We start from the raw sequence: 20,245 nt of genomic DNA on the forward strand, positions 1-20,245 counted from the left end.
TAATAAACTAGATAACCTTTTTAAGTATACTTTTTCTAAGATTAATTAATTATATCTACCCATATAATGATATAAAACTGTTAAAAAAGTTTATCTTCAAGTTATTTTAATAGAAAGGAGATTTAAATGGTTTCTATTGTTATTCCTAATTATAATGGAAATAACTATTTAGATAGGTGTTTACAGTCTATTAATGTAAATAATACATTGGTACAAGAAGTTATAATTATAGATAACTATTCTAGGGATGGGGAGTATAACTGGGTTAAAAAAAAATATCCATATATAATATGGAAACAGCTTAATAAAAATTATGGGTTTAGTAAAGCAGTAAATAAAGGAATTCATATGGCTAGAGGGAAATATATACTTTTATTAAATAATGATACTGAGATTTATGAGGACTTTATAGAAGAGCTAGTAAGAAGTATCGAAAATGATGAAAGAATATTTGCAGTATGTAGTCAGATGATTCAATATTATCACCAAAATCTTATAGATGATGCAGGAGATGAATATACTATTTTAGGATATACTAATAAGAGAGGAGCAGGAGGACCTTTAAATAGATATAATAAAGAGGAAAAAGTCTTTTCTGCATGTGCAGGTGCGGCACTATATCGTAAGTCTATCTTTGAGGAAATAGGTTACTTTGACGAGCATTTCTTTGCCTATATGGAAGATGTAGATATTTCTTATCGAGCACTTATACATGGTTATAAAAATATGTATTGTCCTGAGGCAAAAGTTTTACATATAGGAAGTGCCACATCTGGAAGTAAGTATAATGCATTCAAAGTGAGATTAGCAGCTAGGAATAATATCTATGTTCCTTATAAAAATATGCCATTCTTACAGCTCATCATCAATATGCCATTTTTACTTTTAGGCTATTTAATTAAATATATATTCTTCATAAAAAAAGGTTTTGGAAAAGAGTATAGAGAAGGTTTACTAGAAGGGCTAAGAACATTAAAGAAGATAAATAAAGTTAAATTTAAATGGAAAAATATTGTTAATTATTTCTATATAGAATGGTTATTGGTTAAAAATACATTAAGTTATATAGGAATGAAAGTTTTTAATAGATAGATAAAATGGAGGTAGACCATGAAAGTATTGCTAACAGGTGGCAATGGACAGTTAGGCATTGCACTTAAAAATGAATTTACACAGATAGGTCAAATTTATGAAGTAATCAGCACAGACTATGATACTTTAGATATTACAAACTTTGAACAAGTAAAAGAATATTTAATAGCTAACAAAGTAGATATAGTCATAAACTGTGCAGCACACACTGCTGTAGATAAATGTGAAGAAGCGATGGAGCGTGCTTATCAGATTAATGCGGTAGGACCACGCAACTTAGCTATTGTATGTGAACAAATAGGCGCAAAAATTGTACAAGTTTCTACAGACTATGTTTTTGATGGAGCGTTTAATACATTAGAGGCTAAGCAAGTAGGTTTAGAAGATGTATTACAGTCACGCATAGAGAAGGCTAAGCTTAGTCGACCATGGCGTGAGGATGATAAAGTAGCGCCTCAAAGTATTTATGGGACAAGCAAGCTAATGGGTGAAGAACTTGTTCGCACGTTATGTAAAAAACATTTCATTATTCGTACAGCATGGCTTTATGGTGAAGGTAATAACTTTGTTAGAACAATGCTCAAGTTAGCACAGACAAATAAGGAACTTAATGTAGTAGGAGACCAGTTTGGTAATCCTACTTATGCTAAAGATTTAGCCGTAGCTATTGTGAACCTGATCCAAACAGAATATTATGGTGTGTACCATGGAACTTGTGAAGGAACATGCTCGTGGTATGATTTTGCTACAAAAATATTTGAACTTAAAGGAATAGATGTTAAGGTCAACAAAGTAACGAGTGAACAATTTGTAAGACCTGCTAAAAGGCCATTTTACTCTTCATTAGATAACTTTATGCTGAAAATCCAAGGACTAAATACCTTTAGGCCATGGCAAGAAGCATTAGCAGATTATCTAGAAGCAGATACAGCATGGCAAGAGGAAAACTTAGGAGGTAAAGTTAATGGGTAAAATTAATGTTATACCAACATCAATTAAAGATCTTTGTATCATTGAACCTCAAGTGTTTGGAGATAGCCGTGGTTACTTTATGGAGAGTTATTCTGAACAAGACTTTAAAGCAGCAGGACTTCATATGCAATTTGTTCAAGATAATGAATCGCGTTCTAAGAAGGGTGTACTCCGTGGTCTTCACTTCCAGACTCAGCATACACAAGGTAAGCTTGTAAGGGTGGTTGAAGGGGAAGTATATGATGTAGCTGTAGATTTACGAGAAGGTTCACCTACTTTTGGAAAGTGGGAAGGCGTACTATTAAGTGCTGAAAATAAACGTCAGTTTTATGTACCAGAGGGTTTTGCCCATGGGTTCTTAGTCTTATCAGATGTAGCTACTTTCCAATATAAATGTACAGACTATTATGCACCAGAGTATGATGGTGGGGTAAGATGGAATGATCCTGATATTGGCATTGAATGGCCTCTTGAAGGGATAGAGGAAGTACTCTTATCTGAGAAAGATCAGAAGCAACCTATGCTGAAGGAGTTTGTAGCAAAGGGTAATCCTTTTAAATATTAAGTTGTATCAAAGTTTTTAAAAGTGCATAGACTATAATAGTATCTTATTTCCAGCTGGTTGACTTATGATGATGAATAAGGTACTATTAAGTTAGATTGAAAGTATTGTCGCTGACCAATATGCGACTCATAAATGGTTGGTTTGAAAGTATTGTCGCTAACCAATATGCGACTCATAAATGGTTAGTTTGAAAGTGTTAAAGCTCCCTATAATAAATAAGGGAGCTTTCTTTGTATCAAGGAGAAACTCATGAACAAGAATCATTTTTATATTATAAAAGACAGTTACTTTGAAACTTTTAATGATCCTTATCTTAAAGGAAACAAAGAAGGGAATAGAACACATTATTATGGGATAGAAGACAAAGAGGGGGGTGACTTATGAAACTATCTATTATTATCGTCAATTACAATACATATACTTTAACGAAGCAGACCATCGATTCAGTGCTAGAGAAGAAGCTACCTTTTGAATATGAAATCATGCTTGTCGATAATGCTTCGATGGACGATAGTATGACAAGGTTACAAGAAGATTATAAAGAAATCATAATTCAGGGGCTTCTTAACATTACATTAAATGATGCGAACCTAGGCTTTGCAAAAGCCAATAATATTGGTATGAGAAAGTCAAAAGGGGAGTATCTCTTACTTCTTAATTCAGACACTTATGTAGTAGAAGAGTGCTTGGAAAAGTGTATGGCTTACATAGAAAAAGATAAACAGATTGGGGCTCTAGGATGCAAAGTTATTTTACCAGATGGTACCTTAGATCATGCTTGTAAGAGAGGGTTTCCTACACCAAGGACTTCTTTCTATTATTTCTTAAAGTTACATAAAAGAGATAAAGTAAAATATGGTTTGTACGATGCACTCCATTTAGATGAAAATGAAGTAGGGGAAGTAGATTGTCTAATGGGGGCTTTTATGCTTATGCCAAGGTATGTACTAGATCAAGTAGGCCTTTTAGATGAAGATTTCTTTATGTATGGCGAGGATATAGACCTTTGCTACCGTATTAAAGAAGGTGGCTATAAAATTATGTATTATCCAGAAGCAAGTATTATTCATTATAAGGGGGGGAGTTCTAAAAAACGTAGGACTAAAGTTATCTACGATTTCCACAATGCCATGTGGATTTTTTATAAGAAACACTATATAAAAACTTATAGTCTGTGGATAAATAGTTTGGTTTATGTAGGAATATGGACAAAATATGCACTTGAAATAGGAAAGAATGCTATGAAGTCTAGCGGAAATAAAAGTGTGCAAGATACTAAGATACAGCAAAATGAAAGTGTATAGGTTATAAAACAGAGATAAATAGGGGGAGAGCTATGAGAAAATGTAGAAAAGTACAAGTTATCAAGAGCTTATTATTCGCAGTGTTTTTAATGACCATTACATCGGTGTATGCATCAGAGACTAGACAGAATAAAGAATTGCCTATTTATATAGGAAGAGAAAAGAAAGGAGCAGGGGTTAAAATCGAGCAAGTAGAAAAGCAAATTTGGGCCCATGTTGCAGATTATCAGGAAGAAGATTTACAGGCTCTGATAGAGGAGCTTAAGGGGAGAAGTGGTGAGGTTTACTTAAGTTTATATGGCAAAAACTTAGAAGAGCAGCAACAAGTTCAAGCGATTTACAGTCTTCTTTTTAATCATGAAGAACTTAAGGCTTTAACGGATTTAAAGCTTCATTTTGTTTATACGCCTTTAGATGAGAAGGATCTTCTATTTAAGGAGATGCCTTTTATAAAGGTATTAAATATGCATGTAGATCAAGAAGAAGACCAAAAGCTAATGAAGTACCTAAATGATCAATATGGTCAGCAGTATGAGCTTATACTTACAGATGAATTAGCAACTCATTATGGGCAAGATGTGGCAAAAGGGTTAGATGCCGCTTATAAAATTTATTATGATTTGCCTTTTGAGTATAAGCATATCGATAAGATTTTTAGGCAAAGTAAGCTGGGGAAATTACCTGTTAAATACAGTGACTTCTATGCAGGACTAGAAGAAATGCTTCAAGTGAATGATGAACTTGTAAAGAAAGAAAATCTTTATGAAGTCAAAAAGCTAAGTGAGCCTAATCAGACTTTGCGCTTTACAGTACGTACTAAAGAACCTGTAGATTATATAGAGTATAAGGTGAATGATGCAGCTGCAGGACAGAGTTTTAGGTATCCTTATCCCATTACCCTAGACGAAGAACTTTTACATAAGGGTATCAATGAGGTTAAAGTGGTTATGAAATTAAAGGGGAAAGAGCAGTATCATGTACAGAATGTCTCTATAGACTACAAAGGAGAGATCGGTTACCAAGAAAGAGCAGCTAGGAAGGAAGCAGTCTACCCTATTAGTCAGAAACCCGTTTATAAGAAGGGCTATATCCCTACTCTTATGTATCATAAGATTAAGGACCAAGTAGAAAACACAGAGGATGACCAAAGCATGTCCGTTAGCACAGCCAACTTTGAGGCGCAGCTTAAAGCTCTACTTGAAGCGGGCTATACACCTATTAACTTTAAGCAGCTTAAGGATTACCTTGAAGGAACGACGGGACTACCTAAAAGGCCTATCCTCATTACAGCAGATGAGGGGTACCTCTGTAACTATACGAAGGCCTATCCTATCTTGAAGAAGTACAATGCACAAGCTACTTTCTTTGTGACCAGTCTCTATGTAGGTGTGACCAATGAACATGAGCATTTCACTTGGGAACAGGCGAAGGAGATGGAGGCAAGTGGGCTCATTGATATTCAAAGTCATACCCATGGGCATACACTGATGAATGAGCTAGATAAGACAGATGTTTCTTATGAAATTCAAAAATCTTTTGGGGACATTGAGAAGTACTTAGGCAAGCGAGATGTGAAGGTACTGGCTTACCCACAGTTTTTACATACAAGTAAAGTGAAGGAATGGGCAAGTGAGTGTGGTGTAGACTTGCAGGTGACGAACCTGGTTTCTAAGTATAGACCTGTAGCGACACAGAAATTAGATATTAAGCGTATTCATGTTTCGAATGATTTATCCCCACAGAATTTATTAAATCAGATTAAACGCTTAACACAATAAAAGAGGATTTACCTTTTCAAAGTCAAGAGAGATAGGCTGGATTTTATCCTTCCTATCCTGTATAATGAATACGATTCTTGACAAAATATTCGTATCATAAAAGAATAAAGGGAGAAGAAAATGGAGAAACAATCAATTTTTAAGTTAACAACGAAACATGTTGTAGCCATTGGTATTGGTGCAGCGCTTTATGCGGCAGCATCTATGATTTCAATTAATGTTGGGCCGAGTACATCACTTAGACTTGCAGTAGCACTTCTTTGTATCTTTGGAGCAATCTTTGGACCTGTAGTAGGGTTTTTAGTAGGGTTTATTGGACATGCTTTAAATGATGCTATTTCTTTTGGAATGCTATGGTGGAGCTGGGTATTTATGTCTGCTTCAATAGGGATGTGCATAGGGCTTATTACTATGAAAGCTGACTTTGATGTTCTTAAAGGTCAAATTACGAAAGTGCATATAGGTTTGCTTTATGGTTATGCCATACTAGGTGCAGTAGTAGGAAGTGTGCTTTCTTATGCAGGGGATGTTATTGTATACGGTGAACCAGCAGGGAAAGTTTGGTTCCAAATTATTATGGCCAATGTGGCAAACTTAATTGTTGTAGCAGCCATTGGTATTCCAGTTGTTATCGCTATTACAAAACTTAAGGGTCGAACAACAGAATTAGAAGAAGAGTAGTAAAAAAGTAGTAAAATACTAGTAAAAATAGAGGTAAAATGGACTCCATAAAAAAGGCGCGTGTGCGTCTTTTTTAGATTTTTAAATTTGTATTAAATCTTTGTCTTCACTTGATTTTGAGTGATTAATACGATAAAATAAGAATAGAGTAAAAAATTTAGTAAAATTATATTTATTTAGGAGGGCATGAGCATGGCGATATTCGTAACAGGTGGTGCAGGTTATATTGGAAGTCACACATGCGTCGAGTTATTAGATGCAGGATATGAAATTGTTATTATTGATGATTTTAGCAATTCTAATCCAAGTGTACTGGATAAGATCAAACACATTTCAGGCAAAGACTTTGCTTTTTATGAGGGAGACGTAAAAGATAAAGACTTACTTGAACGTATTTTTACAGAACATAAAATTGAAGCAGCCATTCACTTTGCAGGATTTAAAGCAGTAGGCGAATCTTGTGAGAAACCTTTAGCGTACTATCATAACAACTTAATGAGCACAATCGTACTTTGTGAAGTTATGGCAGCACATGGTGCTAAAAAATTAGTATTTAGCTCATCCGCTACAGTATATGGAGACCCAGCTTCAGTACCAATTAATGAAAGCTTCCCAACTTCTACAACAAATCCTTACGGCGCTACAAAACTGATGACAGAAAACATCCTTAAAGATGTGTATGCAGCAGACAAGGAGTGGAGCGTGGCACTTCTTCGTTACTTCAACCCAATTGGTGCACATGCATCAGGCCTTATCGGCGAAGAGCCAAACGGTATTCCAAACAACCTACTTCCTTACATTGCAAAAGTAGCAGTAGGTGAACTTGAAGCCCTTAATGTATTTGGCGATGACTATCCAACAGTAGACGGTACAGGTGTACGTGACTATATTCACGTTGTAGACCTTGCTAAAGGTCATGTGAAAGCCATTGAGAAAATTCTTGGCGAAACAGGTATTGATGCTTACAACTTAGGTACAGGAAACGGCTATAGCGTACTCCAAATGGTAAAAGCCTTCGAAAAAGCAAGTGGACGCACAGTGGCATATCGCATTGCACCAAGAAGACCTGGTGACATTGCAGAGTGCTATGCAGAAACGAAGAAAGCTAAAGAACTTCTCGGATGGGAAGCAACAAAGAATATTGATGATATGTGTGAGGATTCTTGGAGATATATGTGTCAAAGAGAAGCAAATAAATAGAGTAAAAAGCTTTATAGCCCTAGACATTTCTGCCTTACGGAAGTGTTCTAGGGCTGTATTTTTTGTTAAAATGTACCTTTAGTGCGAATAGTGTGCATAAAAGGGTTGATTATTGGCAAGTGTTAAGATAAAATTATTAAAGTATTATTATATAATAGTATAAAAATGTTCAAAAGTATTAAGGAGGAGTAAGATGCGATTAAATCTTAGACTAAAAAAAGTGCTTGCAACAACTGCAGCTGCTACAATTATGGCAACAGCTTTACCAGTTGTAACTTATGCAGCAGACTATGATAACCACTGGGCTAAGGAAGCTATTACAAAGTGGTCAGAAAAGGAAGTTCTTGAAGGTTATGAAGATGGAACTTTCAAACCAAACAACAAAGTAACTCGTGGGGAATTAGCAGCAATTATCGTAAGAGTGTTTGGTTTAACAGATACATCAGCAGCAGAAAAATACACAGATGTAGAAGCAACTAAATGGTATGCATCAGATATCGCAAAAGTATCATCTGCAGGTATTATGAATGACTATGAAGATGGTACATTCAAACCAAATCAAGAAGCAACTCGTGAAGAAGCAGCTTACGCTATTGCAAAAGCTTACAAAGTAGCAGCTAAAGAAACAAATGTGACATTCAAAGACCAAGCTCAAATCTCTGATTGGGCAGAAGCTGAAATTGCAAGCTTAGTAGCAGGTGGCTACTTAAATGGTAACCCAGATGGTACATTTAGACCAACTGCATCTCTTACACGTGCAGAAGCTGTAACAATGGTAGACAAAATTACAGCAGATCTTGTAAATGTAGCGGGTACATACTCACAAGATATCGACGGACATCTTGTAGTGAATACAAAAGATGTAGAACTTAAAGATATGACAATTACAGGTAACCTTTACCTTGCAGAAGGTATTGGCGAAGGTGATGTTAAACTTAACAACGTAACTGTACTTGGTGATGTAATCGTTGAAGGTGGCGGTGTAAGCACTGTACATGTACTTGGTCAATCAAAACTTAACAACATTATTGTCGATAAAGCAGGTAAAAACCCAGTTCGCGTATTACTTGGTAACTTAGTTGAAGTAAAAGGAACTGTTACACTTGCATCTACATCTATTCTTGAAGGTAATGGTGTTAGCCTTAGTAAAGTAGTAGTAGATGGTGCAGCTGAACCACAACTTGTAGGGACTTTAAAAGTTGAAGAAGTAATTGTTAATAAAACTTCAGAACTTGTACTTGTAGATGGTGTAACCATTAACAAATTAACTGTAACAAAAGATGCAGTCAACACAGTTCTTCGTGGTAGAGGGGAAAAGAGTGAAATCAAAAATATCATTGTTGAAGCAAATGGTTTAGAACTTAAAAAAGGCTTTAAATACAACAAAGATAAAATTGTAGTAGCTGAAGGTGTAACTGCACCTAAACTCCCAGCATCCGGCGGTGGTGGCGGAAGCACAGGTGGTGGCGGAAGCACAGGTGGTGGCACTGTAACAGCTAAACCAATTAATGTAAGTGCACTTGAAGTTAAAGTACAAGGTCAAGATGAACCAGTAAAAGTAGCTCTTACAGGTAACCAAGTATCTGCTGTTGTAGATAGCAAAAATGATACAGTAACATTAAATGGAGTTGTATTTAATAGAAACGATGTTATCGAAACTATTACAGCTATTGAGGATCATGGTATTGATACTTTAACAGTTGGTTTAACAGATAAATACAAAGTAGCATTAAAACCAGGAACAGCTTATAAAGTAGAAGATTTAAAAGCAATAGTAGCAGCTAATAAAACTCTTGCAGAAGAATTACTTCAAGAAGTTGGCAAAAAAGCTAACCTTACAGGAGAACAAATGACAAAAGCTGAAGAGTTATTAGATAAGGCTTTTGGACGTGTTGCAGATTACCAAGGAACTGCTATTAAAGTAGGTGACCTTTTAGATGCAGCAAAAGAAATAAGAAACAAAGTGACAGATGAAGATATTCAAAAAATCTATGATAAGTTTGAAAGTGCACTTGCTACTTTTGGTGTTGATGTAACAATTGGCCAAGAAGAGCTTACAGCAAAAGGACAACTTATTGTAAAAGCAACATCTGCACACGAAATTGATAAAGTTACAGTTCAAGTAACTTATAAATAATACATAAATAAAAAGGTATATCTTTCTTAGATATACCTTTTTTGTATAAAATAAAAAATTATGTTTAAAAATGTCACATTTTATGGTAGAATTTTTAATGAAAATATATTGGTGTTTAAAAGTGATAAATAGTACATAAACAATATAAAAATGCTAAATAAATAGGGGGACATATGAAAGTTAATAAGAAATTTTACAATAAACTAGCAGTGACGATGCTACTTGGTACTTTTATTTTAGCTCAGCCAGTATGGGCCAAAGATTATGAAGGGCATTGGGCGAAAGAAGCGATTGATAGATGGTCTACTTATGAAGTTGTAAAAGGAATGGAAAATGGTGATTTCAAACCAAATGAATCGGTTACAAGAGCGGAACTTGCAACTTTTCTTAATCGTACTTTCCAGTTTACTGAAGTCGAAACAAATAGAAAATATGAAGACCTTACACCAGGGGCATGGTATAGTGAGGCCATTGCCAATGTAACAGGGCGCGGAATTATGTATGCACCAGGTTCAAAGTTTGAGCCAAGTAAGGCAGCTACAAGAGAAGAAGTGGCTTATGCCCTTGCAAAAGCATACAGTGTAAAAGCAGATAGTGCTACAGAGATGAACCTTACAGATGTAGAAGATATTTCTGCATGGGCTGTAGATAGTGTGAAGGCGCTTGTACAAAAGGGCTTTATAAAAGGGAATCCAGATGGAAGCTTTAAACCAAAGGCATCGATTACACGTGCTGAAGTGGTTACTTTATTAGAAAATCTAACACCTAACTTTATTCATGAGCCAGGGACTTATACAGAAGTAGTTAAAGGCAATGTAGTCATTAATACAGGTGATGTGACGCTTAAAGATACGACTATTGAAGGTGATGTGTATTTAAGCGCTGGTATTGGTGATGGTAAGGTAAGACTTGATAATGTAAAAGTGACAGGGACAGTTTATATTCAAGGTGGAAATATAAAATTACTCGGAGACTATAACATTGTTCAAGTAGAAAGTGGTAAGCCTGTTGAATTTATTAAAGGCAATATGAAACAAATGATTGTAGCCAAAGAAGGTTCTAAAATCAGACTTTATGAAAATACGGTTACAGATTACCTCTTAGTCGCTGCGAAAGCAGATTTTACAATCGAGGGGCTTGTAAAAGAAACTTCTACGACAGAAAGAGCTAAAATGTACGTAGAAGAAGCAGGTGTTTTCATTGGCGGGAACTTTGTACCTGTTGAAGTAGCAGGAACAGAAATTACGATTAATGTAAAAGAACTCGCAAAGCAGTATCCAATGAATGATAGAATGGAAAGCTTAGCGGTTTATACAAATGTAGAAGGTGCTTATATTGAAGGCTCATTTGGGGGAACAATGAGAACCAATACAGCTTATTCCTTTAGACAAGCAGATGTTCAGCTTGGTATATTTGAAGAAATGTTAGATAAAATCACAGCGACATCGAGCGAACTTAAAGAGATGGCAGATTCACTTGGTATTTCATCTGATACCATCTATGCACTTCTTTCAGATGGAGGACAAATTTCACTTAACCATATGCTTATGCAATATGAAAATGTGAAAAGTCTAGTAAAGAGCTATACAGGAGCTACTTTGCCAAGTGAATACACCTTAAAACGTAATCTTCGTTATGAAAACGAAGCACCTATAACACTTACGATTCGCCTTATTATGGAGTAGGAGTCGGTTATGAAAAAACGAGGTTTAATCCTTATAGGGAGTATACTTGCCCTACTTATACTATTAGGGGGAGCAGGTTATCTCTTATATGATCGAGTAAGTGCTTATTTTGTAGAAGAAACTTTAGTCAGTCAGATGACACAAGAACTTATAGCACAGACAGGCATTGACCTAGGGGAAGCAGGTAGAGTGCTTACAGAAGAAGAAAAAGAGAGCTTTAAAGCCATATTAAACACCAAAGAGCCAAGTAAGGAAGAAGGGGCAGAAAGTGCTGAGAATGTACAAGCACAAACTCAGCAGGGGAATACAAACTCTAGTACAGTAGAAGATACTACAATGCATGAAACAGCCAAGGAAAAGACACAGCTCGTGACAACAGATGATATAAAAATCGCTGTGGAGCAACAGGCTAAAAATATTGCAAAAAGTATTCCAATCAAAGATAAAAGTGCCATGCTTAATTTGGTGTTAAGTAATTTGACATCTTCAGATCTAAATTACTTAATGGGTTTAGCATTAGATGGAGTATCAAGTTCAGATTTAGCGCAGGCCAAACGTATTGCGATGCAAAGCTTTAATGAGGAAGATCTTGAACGCGTAAAAGGATATTACGATACCTACAAACATCTGATACCCTAAACTTAATGGTGATCGATAAGGCTACTCGAATAACATAACGAGTGGCCTTTTTGCATGGGAAAATACAAAATAGGAGGATTAGAGATGGAAGAAACAAATGAAATTTCATTACAAGAGATCTTTATGATCTTATGGAATAAAGTATGGGTAATTATACTTTGTACCCTTATAGGAGGAGTAGCGGCGTTTGGCATAAGTGCTTTTGTACTCGACCCAACTTATACATCCCGTGTGAGTATGTATGTGAACAGTAATACAGAACGTGAAAATACGATTGCTAATCTTAATGATATTAATGCTTCTCAAAAGCTTGTAAGTACCTATATTGAGATTTTAAAAAGTGATAACGTGCTCAGTAAAGTGATTACAGAAACGGGCTTTCATTATACACCAGAGCAAATTCGTAAAATGCTTACAGCCAGTGCTGTAAATGGTACAGAGATTTTTGAAGTAAAAGTTACAACTAAAGATGCTGATGAAGCTGCAGTCATTGCCAATACCATAGCGGCAGTGGCGCCAGAAGAAATCATTCGTGTTGTTAAAGCAGGTTCAGTAGAACTTATTGATGAAGCAGTGCCAGCTACAAGTCCATCTTCTCCTAATGTGCTTTTAAATACAATCATTGGACTTATGTTAGGTGGTGTACTCTCTGTACTTGGTGTATTAGTGGCGGAAATGCTTGATAATCGTATCAAAACTGAAGATGACCTTAAAAAAGGTTATGACTTTCCTATTCTTGGGACTATACCAGACTTAGAAGATGCTGCAACGCGTATCAAATAAAGAGGGGATTAACCATGAAAACATTATTTAATAAAAATAAACAACAAACCCAAAGAACAAAAGAACAAGAACAAGAGATGATTCTTACAGGAGAATCGAGCTTTCATATTAAAGAAGCTTATAAAGCAACACGTACGAATATTATGTTCTCACTAGTCGGTAAAGGCTGTAAAAGAATTGTTGTGACAAGCTCCTTCCCAGGAGAAGGTAAAAGTACAACGTGCATTAACTTAGCCATTACCTTTGCACAGACAGGTTCACGCGTGCTTCTCATCGATGGAGATATGAGAAAGCCAACCGTACATCGCAAGCTGGATATGACCAATGGTAATGGGCTTGCTCATTTACTGAGTAATTTCTGTACGGTAGAAGAAGCCATCCAGCATACAAGTTATGAGAATCTCGATGCTATTACATCAGGACATATTCCACCAAACCCAGCAGAGCTCCTTGCATCAGAGACGATGGGAGAATTACTCGAGACACTTGAAGCAAATTATGACTATATCTTCATTGATACACCACCACTTAATGTAGTAACCGATGCAACAGTCTTATCACAACGCGTGTCTGGTACAGTGGTTGTTGTACGTGAAGGGGTAACACATCATAAAGATGTGCAAGATGCCCTTGGAAAACTTGAATTTGCTAACGCCAAAGTGCTCGGCTTTATCCTTCATGATGTAAAAGAAGGGAAAGGGAGTAAGTATGGTAAATATGGCAAATATAGCCGATATGCTTATAAAAATGATGCGTATACACAATATGGGCAATAAAAAATAAAGCATTAAAGATAAGAGATCAATAAAGTTACATGAGAGATACCAAGGCCTACTTGGTATTTTTCATGGGCTTTTTTAGGACAATGAGACATATATTTTATACTTGTTTAATGCTACTTATATAGAATAAGTAGTAGTTAGAGAGGTATAAAATTTATTAAATAATATTCTACACACAAAAGGGAGTTTTGAATATGAAAGAGAAGATTTTTTTAGCATCACCACATATGAGTGAGGAAGGGTATGAAAAACATTATGTACAAGAAGCATTTGATACGAATTGGATTGCACCATTAGGTACCAATGTAAATGAATTTGAGAAGGAGCTTGCAGCTAAAGTAGGAACATCTCATGCAGCAGCTCTATCAGCAGGAACAGCAGCTATTCATATGGCACTTAAAGCAGCAGGAGTAGGTGAAGGAGATATTGTATTTTGTCAGGATCTTACTTTCTCAGCTACTGCAAATCCTATTATTTATCAAAAGGCAGTACCAGTATTTATTGATAGTGATTTTGAAACTTGGAATATGAGCCCTAAAGCTTTAGAAGCTGCTTTTGAGAAATATGGAGATAAAGTTAAAGCTGTACTTGTAGTACACCTTTATGGATTATCAGCAGACTTAGATCCAATTATGGAACTTTGTAAAAAGTATGGAGCGACTTTAATTGAAGATGCAGCAGAGAGTTTAGGCACTACATATAAAGGAAGATATACAGGAACATTTGGGGAATACGGTATTTTCTCATTTAATGGAAATAAAATCATTACGACTTCAGGTGGAGGAATGCTTGTAAGTAATGATGAAGAAAGAATTGCTAAAGTACGATTCTGGTCTACACAAGCAAGAGATAATGCTAGACACTATCAACATAGTGAGTTAGGATTCAACTACCGCATGAGTAATGTAGTAGCAGGTATTGGGAGAGGGCAACTTAAAGTATTAGATCAGCGTGTGGCTAAGAAGAAATATATTTATGAGTACTATAAGAGAGAACTCGGATGTTTAGAAGGTGTACATATGATGCCAATGAATGAGTGGCAAGATAGTAACTGCTGGCTCTCCTGTATCACTTTAAGTGGTAAGGTAAGACCACTTGATATTATGTTAGCACTTGAAGCAGAGAATATTGAGAGTAGGCCAATCTGGAAACCAATGCATATGCAACCATTCTTTGAACAATATGAATTCATCGGTGAAGGTGTATCTCAGGAGCTATTTGAGAATGGAGTATGCTTACCATCTGATACAAAGATGAGAGATGCAGATTTAGAAAGAATTGTTTCTATTATAAAGGGGTTATTCTAGTATGTATGCAAAGTATGTGAAGAGAGTAATTGATATAGTAGGAGCCTCTCTCTTACTATTTGCTGCATGGCCATTCATGTTTATAGCTGCTATGGCTATTAAGATAGCAGATCCAAAGGGGCCAGTATTGTTTAAACAAGAAAGACCTGGAAAAGATGAGAAGATCTTTAAGATTTATAAATTTCGTACTATGCAAGTAGCGACTCATGATGCAGAAGGTAATAGATTATCAGATATGGAGCGTATGACTAAGATTGGTAAGATTCTTAGAAAGACGAGCTTAGATGAGTTTCCACAGTTCTTTAATGTGCTTAAAGGAGATATGAGTTTTATTGGACCAAGACCATTACTGGTTCAGTACCTTAAACATTATAATGAAGAACAACGTAGAAGGCATAATGTCAGACCAGGCATTAGTGGATGGGCGCAGGTGAATGGACGTAATGCCATCAGCTGGGAAGAACGTTTTGAACTAGATGTATGGTATGCAGATAATATTAGCTTAAAGACAGATCTTAAAGTATTAGTTAAGACTATTAAAAATGTACTTATGAGTAAAGACGTGAATAATTCAGAACAAGATACTATGCCAGATTTTGGAGAGTAATATGAAGGAGAAAATGATGAAGGTAGATTATAATAATTTAATTACACCTTGTTTTGTTATCAATAAGAAAGAACTTCAAGCCAATATAAATAGTTTACATATTGCTCTCGCAAACAATTGGAATAATTATATGATAGGTTATTCCTTTAAAACTAATTCGTTACCATGGTTAGTAAACTTTTATAAGGAAAATAATTGTTATGCAGAGGTTGTATCAGAAAGTGAATATAATCTAGCATTAACGTTAGGTTATACAAAAGACAAGATTATCTATAATGGACCTATAAAGTATAAAGATTTATTTTTAGATGCGATTATTGAAGGAAGTATAGTAAACTTGGATTCTCAGAGAGAGATTAGATGGTTAGAAGAGTTACCTAAAGATAAGAAGTATAAGGTAGGGGTGCGTGTTAACTACGATATAGAAGCAGATTGTCCAGGTGAATCTACTTGTGGAATGGATGGTGGAAGATTTGGGTTCAACTTAGAAAATAATTCATTAGCCCAAGCACTAGAGAAGATAGAAAAGTTAGAAAATATTCAAATATCTGGTTTACATATGCACATTAGTAGTAAAACAAGGAGTCTTAATATTTATAGAAGTATAGCAAACAAAGTATGCGAAATCAAAAGGCAATTTGGTTTAGAACTAGAATATATCGATGTAGGAGGAGGTTTTTTTGGAGGATTGTCAACAAAACCTTCTTATGATGAGTATGTTAGGATAATTAAAGATGAATTGGAGATGGAGTTTAGTCCTGAAGAAACTACACTCATTTTAGAGCCTGGAGCTTCTGTGGTAGGTTCACCCATTGATTATATCTGTAGAGTGATGGATGTAAAAGAAACAAACTTAAATAGATTTGTTATTACAAATGGTAGTAGAACGCATATAGACCCATTAATGCATAAAGCTAATTATTTCTCTAATCTTATTGAAGTTAAAGAGAATGTTATAGATAAACAAGTAGTTTGTGGTTTTACTTGTATGGAAAATGATAGAATTATGACTCTTAATGATGAGAAAGAATTAAAAGAGGGAAGTTATATAGAGTTTAATAAAGTGGGAGCCTATACAATGTGTTTAAGTCCATTATTTATTGAGTACTTTCCGACTGTATATGTAAAAGAGAATAACTTGTTAGAAGTAGTGCGTGAGAAATGGTCACCAATAGAGTATATACAAAAGTGTAAGAGATAGGTGGTATAAGATGAATATTTTAATATTGAGTGTAGGAACAAGAAATAAAATTATTCAGTATTTTAAAAGAGAGTTAGAAGGAAGAGGAAAAGTTATTGCAACTGATAATAGCAATCTAGCACCAGCTATTTATGAAGCAGATAAATTCTATTTAGTTCCTAGAATAACAGAAGAGAATTATATTGAGAAATTAAAACAAATTTGTAGAAATGAAAAAATAGATGCAATGTTTTCCTTAATAGATCCAGAGCTATCGCTCTTAGCCTTACATAAAAAAGAGTTTGAAGAAATAGGGACAAAGGTAATTGTAGCAGACTATGAGGCTGTAGAGCGATGTTTTGATAAATATGAATTTGCTATATTCCTAGAGAAAAATGGTTTTAAAACACCTAAAACATATAATAATATACAGATGTTTATTAGAGATTGCAAAAGTGGAAAAATAAGCTTTCCTGTATTCGTAAAGCCTTGTAGGGGGAGTGCGAGTATTCATGTTAGCCAGGTTAATGATTTAGAGGAATTAGAAATATTGTTGGCAAAATATGATGATTTAATTGTACAAGAATATATGGATGGACAAGAGTTGGGTATAGATGTTTACGTTGATATGATAAGTGGTGAAGTGACATCTATATTTATAAAAGAGAAGATAAAAATGAGAGCAGGAGAGACAGATAAGTCGGTATCTATAAAAGATGAACAATTGTTCAAAATCATATCGGATCTTGCTAAGAAGTTAAAGCTTTATGGACAGAATGATATAGACGTCTTTAGAGTAAACGGAGAATATTATATCTCAGAAGTTAATCCTAGATTTGGGGGAGGCTATCCTCACGCCTATGAATGTGGTGTTAATGAGCCTGAAATGCTTATTAATAATTTATTAGGAATTAAAAATGAAGTGGCTATTGGAGAGTATGATGCAGAGGTTTATATGGCTAAATACAATGAAATAAAGATTATTAAAGGGTGAAAGGAGGAGCTAAGTGAAAAAGAAGGTTTGGATATTGAATCATTATGCTACAGATACATATAAAGATAGAGGAGGAAGGCATTATTGGTTTGCTGAAAAGCTTATTAATAAGGGGTATAAGCCAACTATTTTTTGTGCAAATACTTACCATAATACTGAAGAGTTTATTGATACTTCTAATAAGAAATATGTTATAGATACAGTGGATAACATACCTTATGTTTTTGTAAAGACTACAGTAGCTATAGGAAATGGAATAGATAGAATTAAAAATATGGTGATATTTTACATTAATTTAATTTTAGTAGCAAGAAGGTATGCTAAACAGTATGAGAAGCCAGATGTTATTCTGGCATCAAGTGTTCACCCATTAACGATGATTGCAGGGATACAGATTGCTAAAAAACTAAAAGTACCTTGTATTTGTGAAATAAGAGACTTATGGCCAGAAGCAATATTTGCATTTAATAAAGCAAAAGAAAAGAGTTTACTAGGAAAAATTCTTGTTTTAGGAGAACATTGGATTTATAAAAAAGCAGATGCGCTTATTTTCACTAAAGAAGGAGATACTGATTATGTGAAAGAGAAGAAATGGGATACTGTACAAGGCGGAGATATAGATTTAGCAAAATGCTATTATATTAACAATGGAGTTGATTTTGAAAGATTTATTAAATCTATTGCTAATGATAAAGTAGAAGACAAAGATTTAGAGTCTCATAAATTTAATGTCGTATATACAGGGGCTATTAGACCAGTGAACAATGTTGGAAATTTATTGGATACAGCTAAGCTACTAAAAGATGAACATAATATACAGTTTTTAATTTATGGTGATGGAAATCAGAAAGAAATGCTTGAGAAAAGGATTCGAGATGAAGGTTTAATTAATGTGAAAATGAAAGGGTACATCAATAAAAAGTATATCCCTTATATTTTAAGTAAATCATCAGTTAATATCTTAAACTACTCTCAATCACAATATAATTGGACAAGAGGAAATAGTTCAAATAAATTATTTGAATATATGGCATCAGGAAAACCTATTATCTCTACTGTAAAGATGGGATATTGCATTTTAGAAAAATATAATTGTGGAATTTCTTTAAATGAAAGTACACCAGAAGAATTAGCAAAAGCTATTTTAAAGATAAAGCATATGAGTAATGAGGAGTATATAAATATAGGTGATAATGCTTTAGCGGGAGTAAAAGAATTTGACTTCTCTGTATTAACAAATAAATTAATAGAGGTAATAGAAAGCGTTTAGGAGGGTTAAAATGGTTAACGTAATAGGATTAGGGTACATAGGTTTACCAACGGCATTAATGTTTGCAACAAGCGGAGTGAAAGTAATAGGTGTAGATTATAATAAGGATTTAGTGGCATCTTTACAAGCAGGTAAATTAACATTTGAAGAGGAGGGATTAGATGAATTATTTGCTTCAGCTGTAGCAAATGGTATTGAGTTTACTACACAGTATACTAAGTCAGATACATACATAGTAGCTGTACCAACACCATATGTAAAAGAAAGTAAGAAAATTGATCCATGTTATGTTGTTTCTGCAGTAAATAGTGTATTAGATATATGTGAAAAAGGATCGATTATCTGTATTGAGTCGACTATCTCTCCAGGAACAATTGATAAATTTGTAAGACCTATTATTGAAGAAAGAGGATTTGTAATTGGACAAGATGTGCATTTAGTACATACACCAGAAAGAATCATTCCAGGAAATATGATTTATGAATTAGAGCATAATTCACGTACTATTGGTTGTGATGATAAAGAAGTTGGACAGAAGATTAAGGAGCTGTACTCTTCATTTTGTAAAGCGGATATGATTATTACTGATATTCGTTCAGCAGAGATGTCTAAAGTAGTAGAAAATACATTTAGAGATATTAATATTGCGTTTGCAAATGAGTTAGCTAAAATTTGTAGGCAGGATAATATGGATGTTTATGAAATTATTAAAACAGCTAACATGCACCCACGTGTTAATATTCTTCAACCAGGACCTGGCGTTGGTGGCCACTGTATCTCAGTAGATCCATGGTTCTTGGTAGGAGATTATCCAGCTCTTACGAACTTAATTTGGGAGGCAAGAAAGATTAATGATTCTATGCCAGAATTCGTATTAGGTAGAATTAGAGAAATCATGAAAAAACATAATATTAATGACGTATCTAAAGTAGGTCTTTACGGTTTAACTTATAAAGAAAATGTAGATGATACGAGAGAAAGTCCAACACTTCAACTATTAGAGGCTATGGATGAGCATTTAGCATTTGGGATTAAGTCATATGACCCCTTTGTTAAAGAGCCAATAGTAGATGGGCAATATGGTGACTTTGATAAATTTATTGATGATGTAGAAATTGTAGTGCTTATGGTAGGACATTCTCATATCAAAGAAAATATGGATAAGTTACAAGGAAAATTAATATTAGATACACGTAATATTTGTAGCTTAAAAGGTACATACAAACTTTAATAAAATGCTGAAGGGCACTTCTTTTGGAGTGCCTTAAC

The 20,245-nt window shown here is 34.7% G+C and carries 19 protein-coding genes; all 19 read left to right on the forward strand.

The window, feature by feature from the left end:
• The first annotated feature begins 126 nt into the window (after positions 1–126).
• The 19 genes from H8718_RS05240 (at position 127) to H8718_RS05325 (ending at position 20,207) form a co-directional block, all read left to right on the forward strand.
• Positions 127–1,092, forward strand: a complete 966-nt coding sequence (locus tag H8718_RS05240) for a glycosyltransferase family 2 protein (protein ID WP_249332099.1) — start codon at positions 127–129, stop codon at positions 1,090–1,092.
• An 18-nt stretch (positions 1,093–1,110) separates the two neighbouring features.
• Positions 1,111–2,064 carry a dTDP-4-dehydrorhamnose reductase gene (gene rfbD / locus H8718_RS05245; RefSeq protein WP_249332101.1) on the forward strand — a complete coding sequence of 318 codons (954 nt, stop codon included), beginning with the start codon at positions 1,111–1,113 and terminating at the stop codon, positions 2,062–2,064.
• Positions 2,057–2,629 carry a dTDP-4-dehydrorhamnose 3,5-epimerase gene (rfbC, locus tag H8718_RS05250; protein ID WP_177671917.1) on the forward strand — a complete coding sequence of 191 codons (573 nt, stop codon included), beginning with the start codon at positions 2,057–2,059 and terminating at the stop codon, positions 2,627–2,629. Before rfbD ends, rfbC begins: the two co-directional genes overlap by 8 nt.
• Before the next feature lie 249 nt (positions 2,630–2,878).
• Positions 2,879–3,013: a hypothetical protein gene (locus H8718_RS20515; RefSeq protein WP_283246156.1), complete on the forward strand. Its 135-nt coding sequence runs from the start codon at positions 2,879–2,881 to the stop codon at positions 3,011–3,013.
• Positions 3,010–3,933: a glycosyltransferase family 2 protein gene (locus H8718_RS05255; RefSeq protein ID WP_249332103.1), complete on the forward strand. Its 924-nt coding sequence runs from the start codon at positions 3,010–3,012 to the stop codon at positions 3,931–3,933. The genes H8718_RS20515 and H8718_RS05255 overlap by 4 nt, the downstream gene beginning before the upstream one ends.
• A gap of 32 nt (positions 3,934–3,965) precedes the next feature.
• Positions 3,966–5,711 (forward strand): polysaccharide deacetylase family protein, encoded by a 1,746-nt coding sequence (locus H8718_RS05260; protein WP_249332105.1) that lies wholly within the window; start codon positions 3,966–3,968, stop codon positions 5,709–5,711.
• A 120-nt stretch (positions 5,712–5,831) separates the two neighbouring features.
• Entirely contained in the window at positions 5,832–6,392 is a 561-nt protein-coding gene (locus H8718_RS05265; RefSeq protein WP_249332106.1) for an ECF-type riboflavin transporter substrate-binding protein, read from the forward strand.
• 192 nt (positions 6,393–6,584) lie between these two features.
• Complete coding sequence (gene galE, locus H8718_RS05270) at positions 6,585–7,592, forward strand: UDP-glucose 4-epimerase GalE (RefSeq protein WP_249332107.1); 1,008 nt, start codon at positions 6,585–6,587, stop codon at positions 7,590–7,592.
• Positions 7,593–7,785: 193 nt separating this feature from the next.
• The gene (locus H8718_RS05275; protein ID WP_249332108.1) at positions 7,786–9,729 is read left to right on the forward strand and encodes an S-layer homology domain-containing protein; all 1,944 of its coding nucleotides are present in this window, start codon (positions 7,786–7,788) and stop codon (positions 9,727–9,729) included.
• Between the two features lie 173 nt (positions 9,730–9,902).
• A complete protein-coding gene (locus tag H8718_RS05280; RefSeq protein ID WP_249332109.1) occupies positions 9,903–11,414 on the forward strand; it encodes an S-layer homology domain-containing protein in 1,512 nt (503 codons plus the stop codon).
• Positions 11,415–11,423: 9 nt separating this feature from the next.
• Complete coding sequence (locus tag H8718_RS05285) at positions 11,424–12,053, forward strand: hypothetical protein (protein WP_249332110.1); 630 nt, start codon at positions 11,424–11,426, stop codon at positions 12,051–12,053.
• A gap of 84 nt (positions 12,054–12,137) precedes the next feature.
• Complete coding sequence (locus H8718_RS05290; protein WP_249332111.1) at positions 12,138–12,836, forward strand: YveK family protein; 699 nt, start codon at positions 12,138–12,140, stop codon at positions 12,834–12,836.
• 14 nt (positions 12,837–12,850) lie between these two features.
• Complete coding sequence (locus tag H8718_RS05295) at positions 12,851–13,612, forward strand: CpsD/CapB family tyrosine-protein kinase (RefSeq protein WP_249332112.1); 762 nt, start codon at positions 12,851–12,853, stop codon at positions 13,610–13,612.
• Between the two features lie 200 nt (positions 13,613–13,812).
• Entirely contained in the window at positions 13,813–14,925 is a 1,113-nt protein-coding gene (locus H8718_RS05300) for a DegT/DnrJ/EryC1/StrS family aminotransferase (protein WP_249332113.1), read from the forward strand.
• Between the two features lies 1 nt (position 14,926).
• Positions 14,927–15,532 (forward strand): sugar transferase, encoded by a 606-nt coding sequence (locus H8718_RS05305; protein WP_249332114.1) that lies wholly within the window; start codon positions 14,927–14,929, stop codon positions 15,530–15,532.
• Between the two features lies 1 nt (position 15,533).
• On the forward strand, positions 15,534–16,733 hold the full coding sequence (locus H8718_RS05310) for a type III PLP-dependent enzyme domain-containing protein (RefSeq protein WP_249332115.1): 1,200 nt from the start codon (positions 15,534–15,536) through the stop codon (positions 16,731–16,733).
• A 10-nt stretch (positions 16,734–16,743) separates the two neighbouring features.
• On the forward strand, positions 16,744–17,706 hold the full coding sequence (locus tag H8718_RS05315) for an ATP-grasp domain-containing protein (RefSeq protein WP_249332116.1): 963 nt from the start codon (positions 16,744–16,746) through the stop codon (positions 17,704–17,706).
• Positions 17,707–17,719: 13 nt separating this feature from the next.
• On the forward strand, positions 17,720–18,976 hold the full coding sequence (locus H8718_RS05320; protein ID WP_249332117.1) for a glycosyltransferase family 4 protein: 1,257 nt from the start codon (positions 17,720–17,722) through the stop codon (positions 18,974–18,976).
• Between the two features lie 10 nt (positions 18,977–18,986).
• A complete protein-coding gene (locus tag H8718_RS05325) occupies positions 18,987–20,207 on the forward strand; it encodes a nucleotide sugar dehydrogenase (protein WP_249332118.1) in 1,221 nt (406 codons plus the stop codon).
• The last annotated feature ends 38 nt before the right edge of the window (positions 20,208–20,245 follow it).

The organism is Zhenhengia yiwuensis, from assembly GCF_014384995.1.
GTDB lineage: Bacteria > Bacillota > Clostridia > Lachnospirales > Cellulosilyticaceae > Zhenhengia > Zhenhengia yiwuensis.

Coding starts and splice junctions, on each gene's coding strand:
- galE (WP_249332107.1), top strand. CDS start 6,585: ATGGCGATATTCGTAACAGGTGGTGCAGGTTATATTGGAAGTCACACA.
- H8718_RS05300 (WP_249332113.1), top strand. CDS start 13,813: ATGAAAGAGAAGATTTTTTTAGCATCACCACATATGAGTGAGGAAGGG.
- H8718_RS05260 (WP_249332105.1), top strand. CDS start 3,966: ATGAGAAAATGTAGAAAAGTACAAGTTATCAAGAGCTTATTATTCGCA.
- H8718_RS05305 (WP_249332114.1), top strand. CDS start 14,927: ATGTATGCAAAGTATGTGAAGAGAGTAATTGATATAGTAGGAGCCTCT.
- H8718_RS05265 (WP_249332106.1), top strand. CDS start 5,832: ATGGAGAAACAATCAATTTTTAAGTTAACAACGAAACATGTTGTAGCC.
- H8718_RS20515 (WP_283246156.1), top strand. CDS start 2,879: ATGAACAAGAATCATTTTTATATTATAAAAGACAGTTACTTTGAAACT.
- H8718_RS05325 (WP_249332118.1), top strand. CDS start 18,987: ATGGTTAACGTAATAGGATTAGGGTACATAGGTTTACCAACGGCATTA.
- rfbC (WP_177671917.1), top strand. CDS start 2,057: ATGGGTAAAATTAATGTTATACCAACATCAATTAAAGATCTTTGTATC.
- H8718_RS05280 (WP_249332109.1), top strand. CDS start 9,903: ATGAAAGTTAATAAGAAATTTTACAATAAACTAGCAGTGACGATGCTA.
- H8718_RS05315 (WP_249332116.1), top strand. CDS start 16,744: ATGAATATTTTAATATTGAGTGTAGGAACAAGAAATAAAATTATTCAG.
- H8718_RS05290 (WP_249332111.1), top strand. CDS start 12,138: ATGGAAGAAACAAATGAAATTTCATTACAAGAGATCTTTATGATCTTA.
- H8718_RS05310 (WP_249332115.1), top strand. CDS start 15,534: ATGAAGGAGAAAATGATGAAGGTAGATTATAATAATTTAATTACACCT.
- H8718_RS05255 (WP_249332103.1), top strand. CDS start 3,010: ATGAAACTATCTATTATTATCGTCAATTACAATACATATACTTTAACG.
- H8718_RS05275 (WP_249332108.1), top strand. CDS start 7,786: ATGCGATTAAATCTTAGACTAAAAAAAGTGCTTGCAACAACTGCAGCT.
- rfbD (WP_249332101.1), top strand. CDS start 1,111: ATGAAAGTATTGCTAACAGGTGGCAATGGACAGTTAGGCATTGCACTT.
- H8718_RS05295 (WP_249332112.1), top strand. CDS start 12,851: ATGAAAACATTATTTAATAAAAATAAACAACAAACCCAAAGAACAAAA.
- H8718_RS05285 (WP_249332110.1), top strand. CDS start 11,424: ATGAAAAAACGAGGTTTAATCCTTATAGGGAGTATACTTGCCCTACTT.
- H8718_RS05240 (WP_249332099.1), top strand. CDS start 127: ATGGTTTCTATTGTTATTCCTAATTATAATGGAAATAACTATTTAGAT.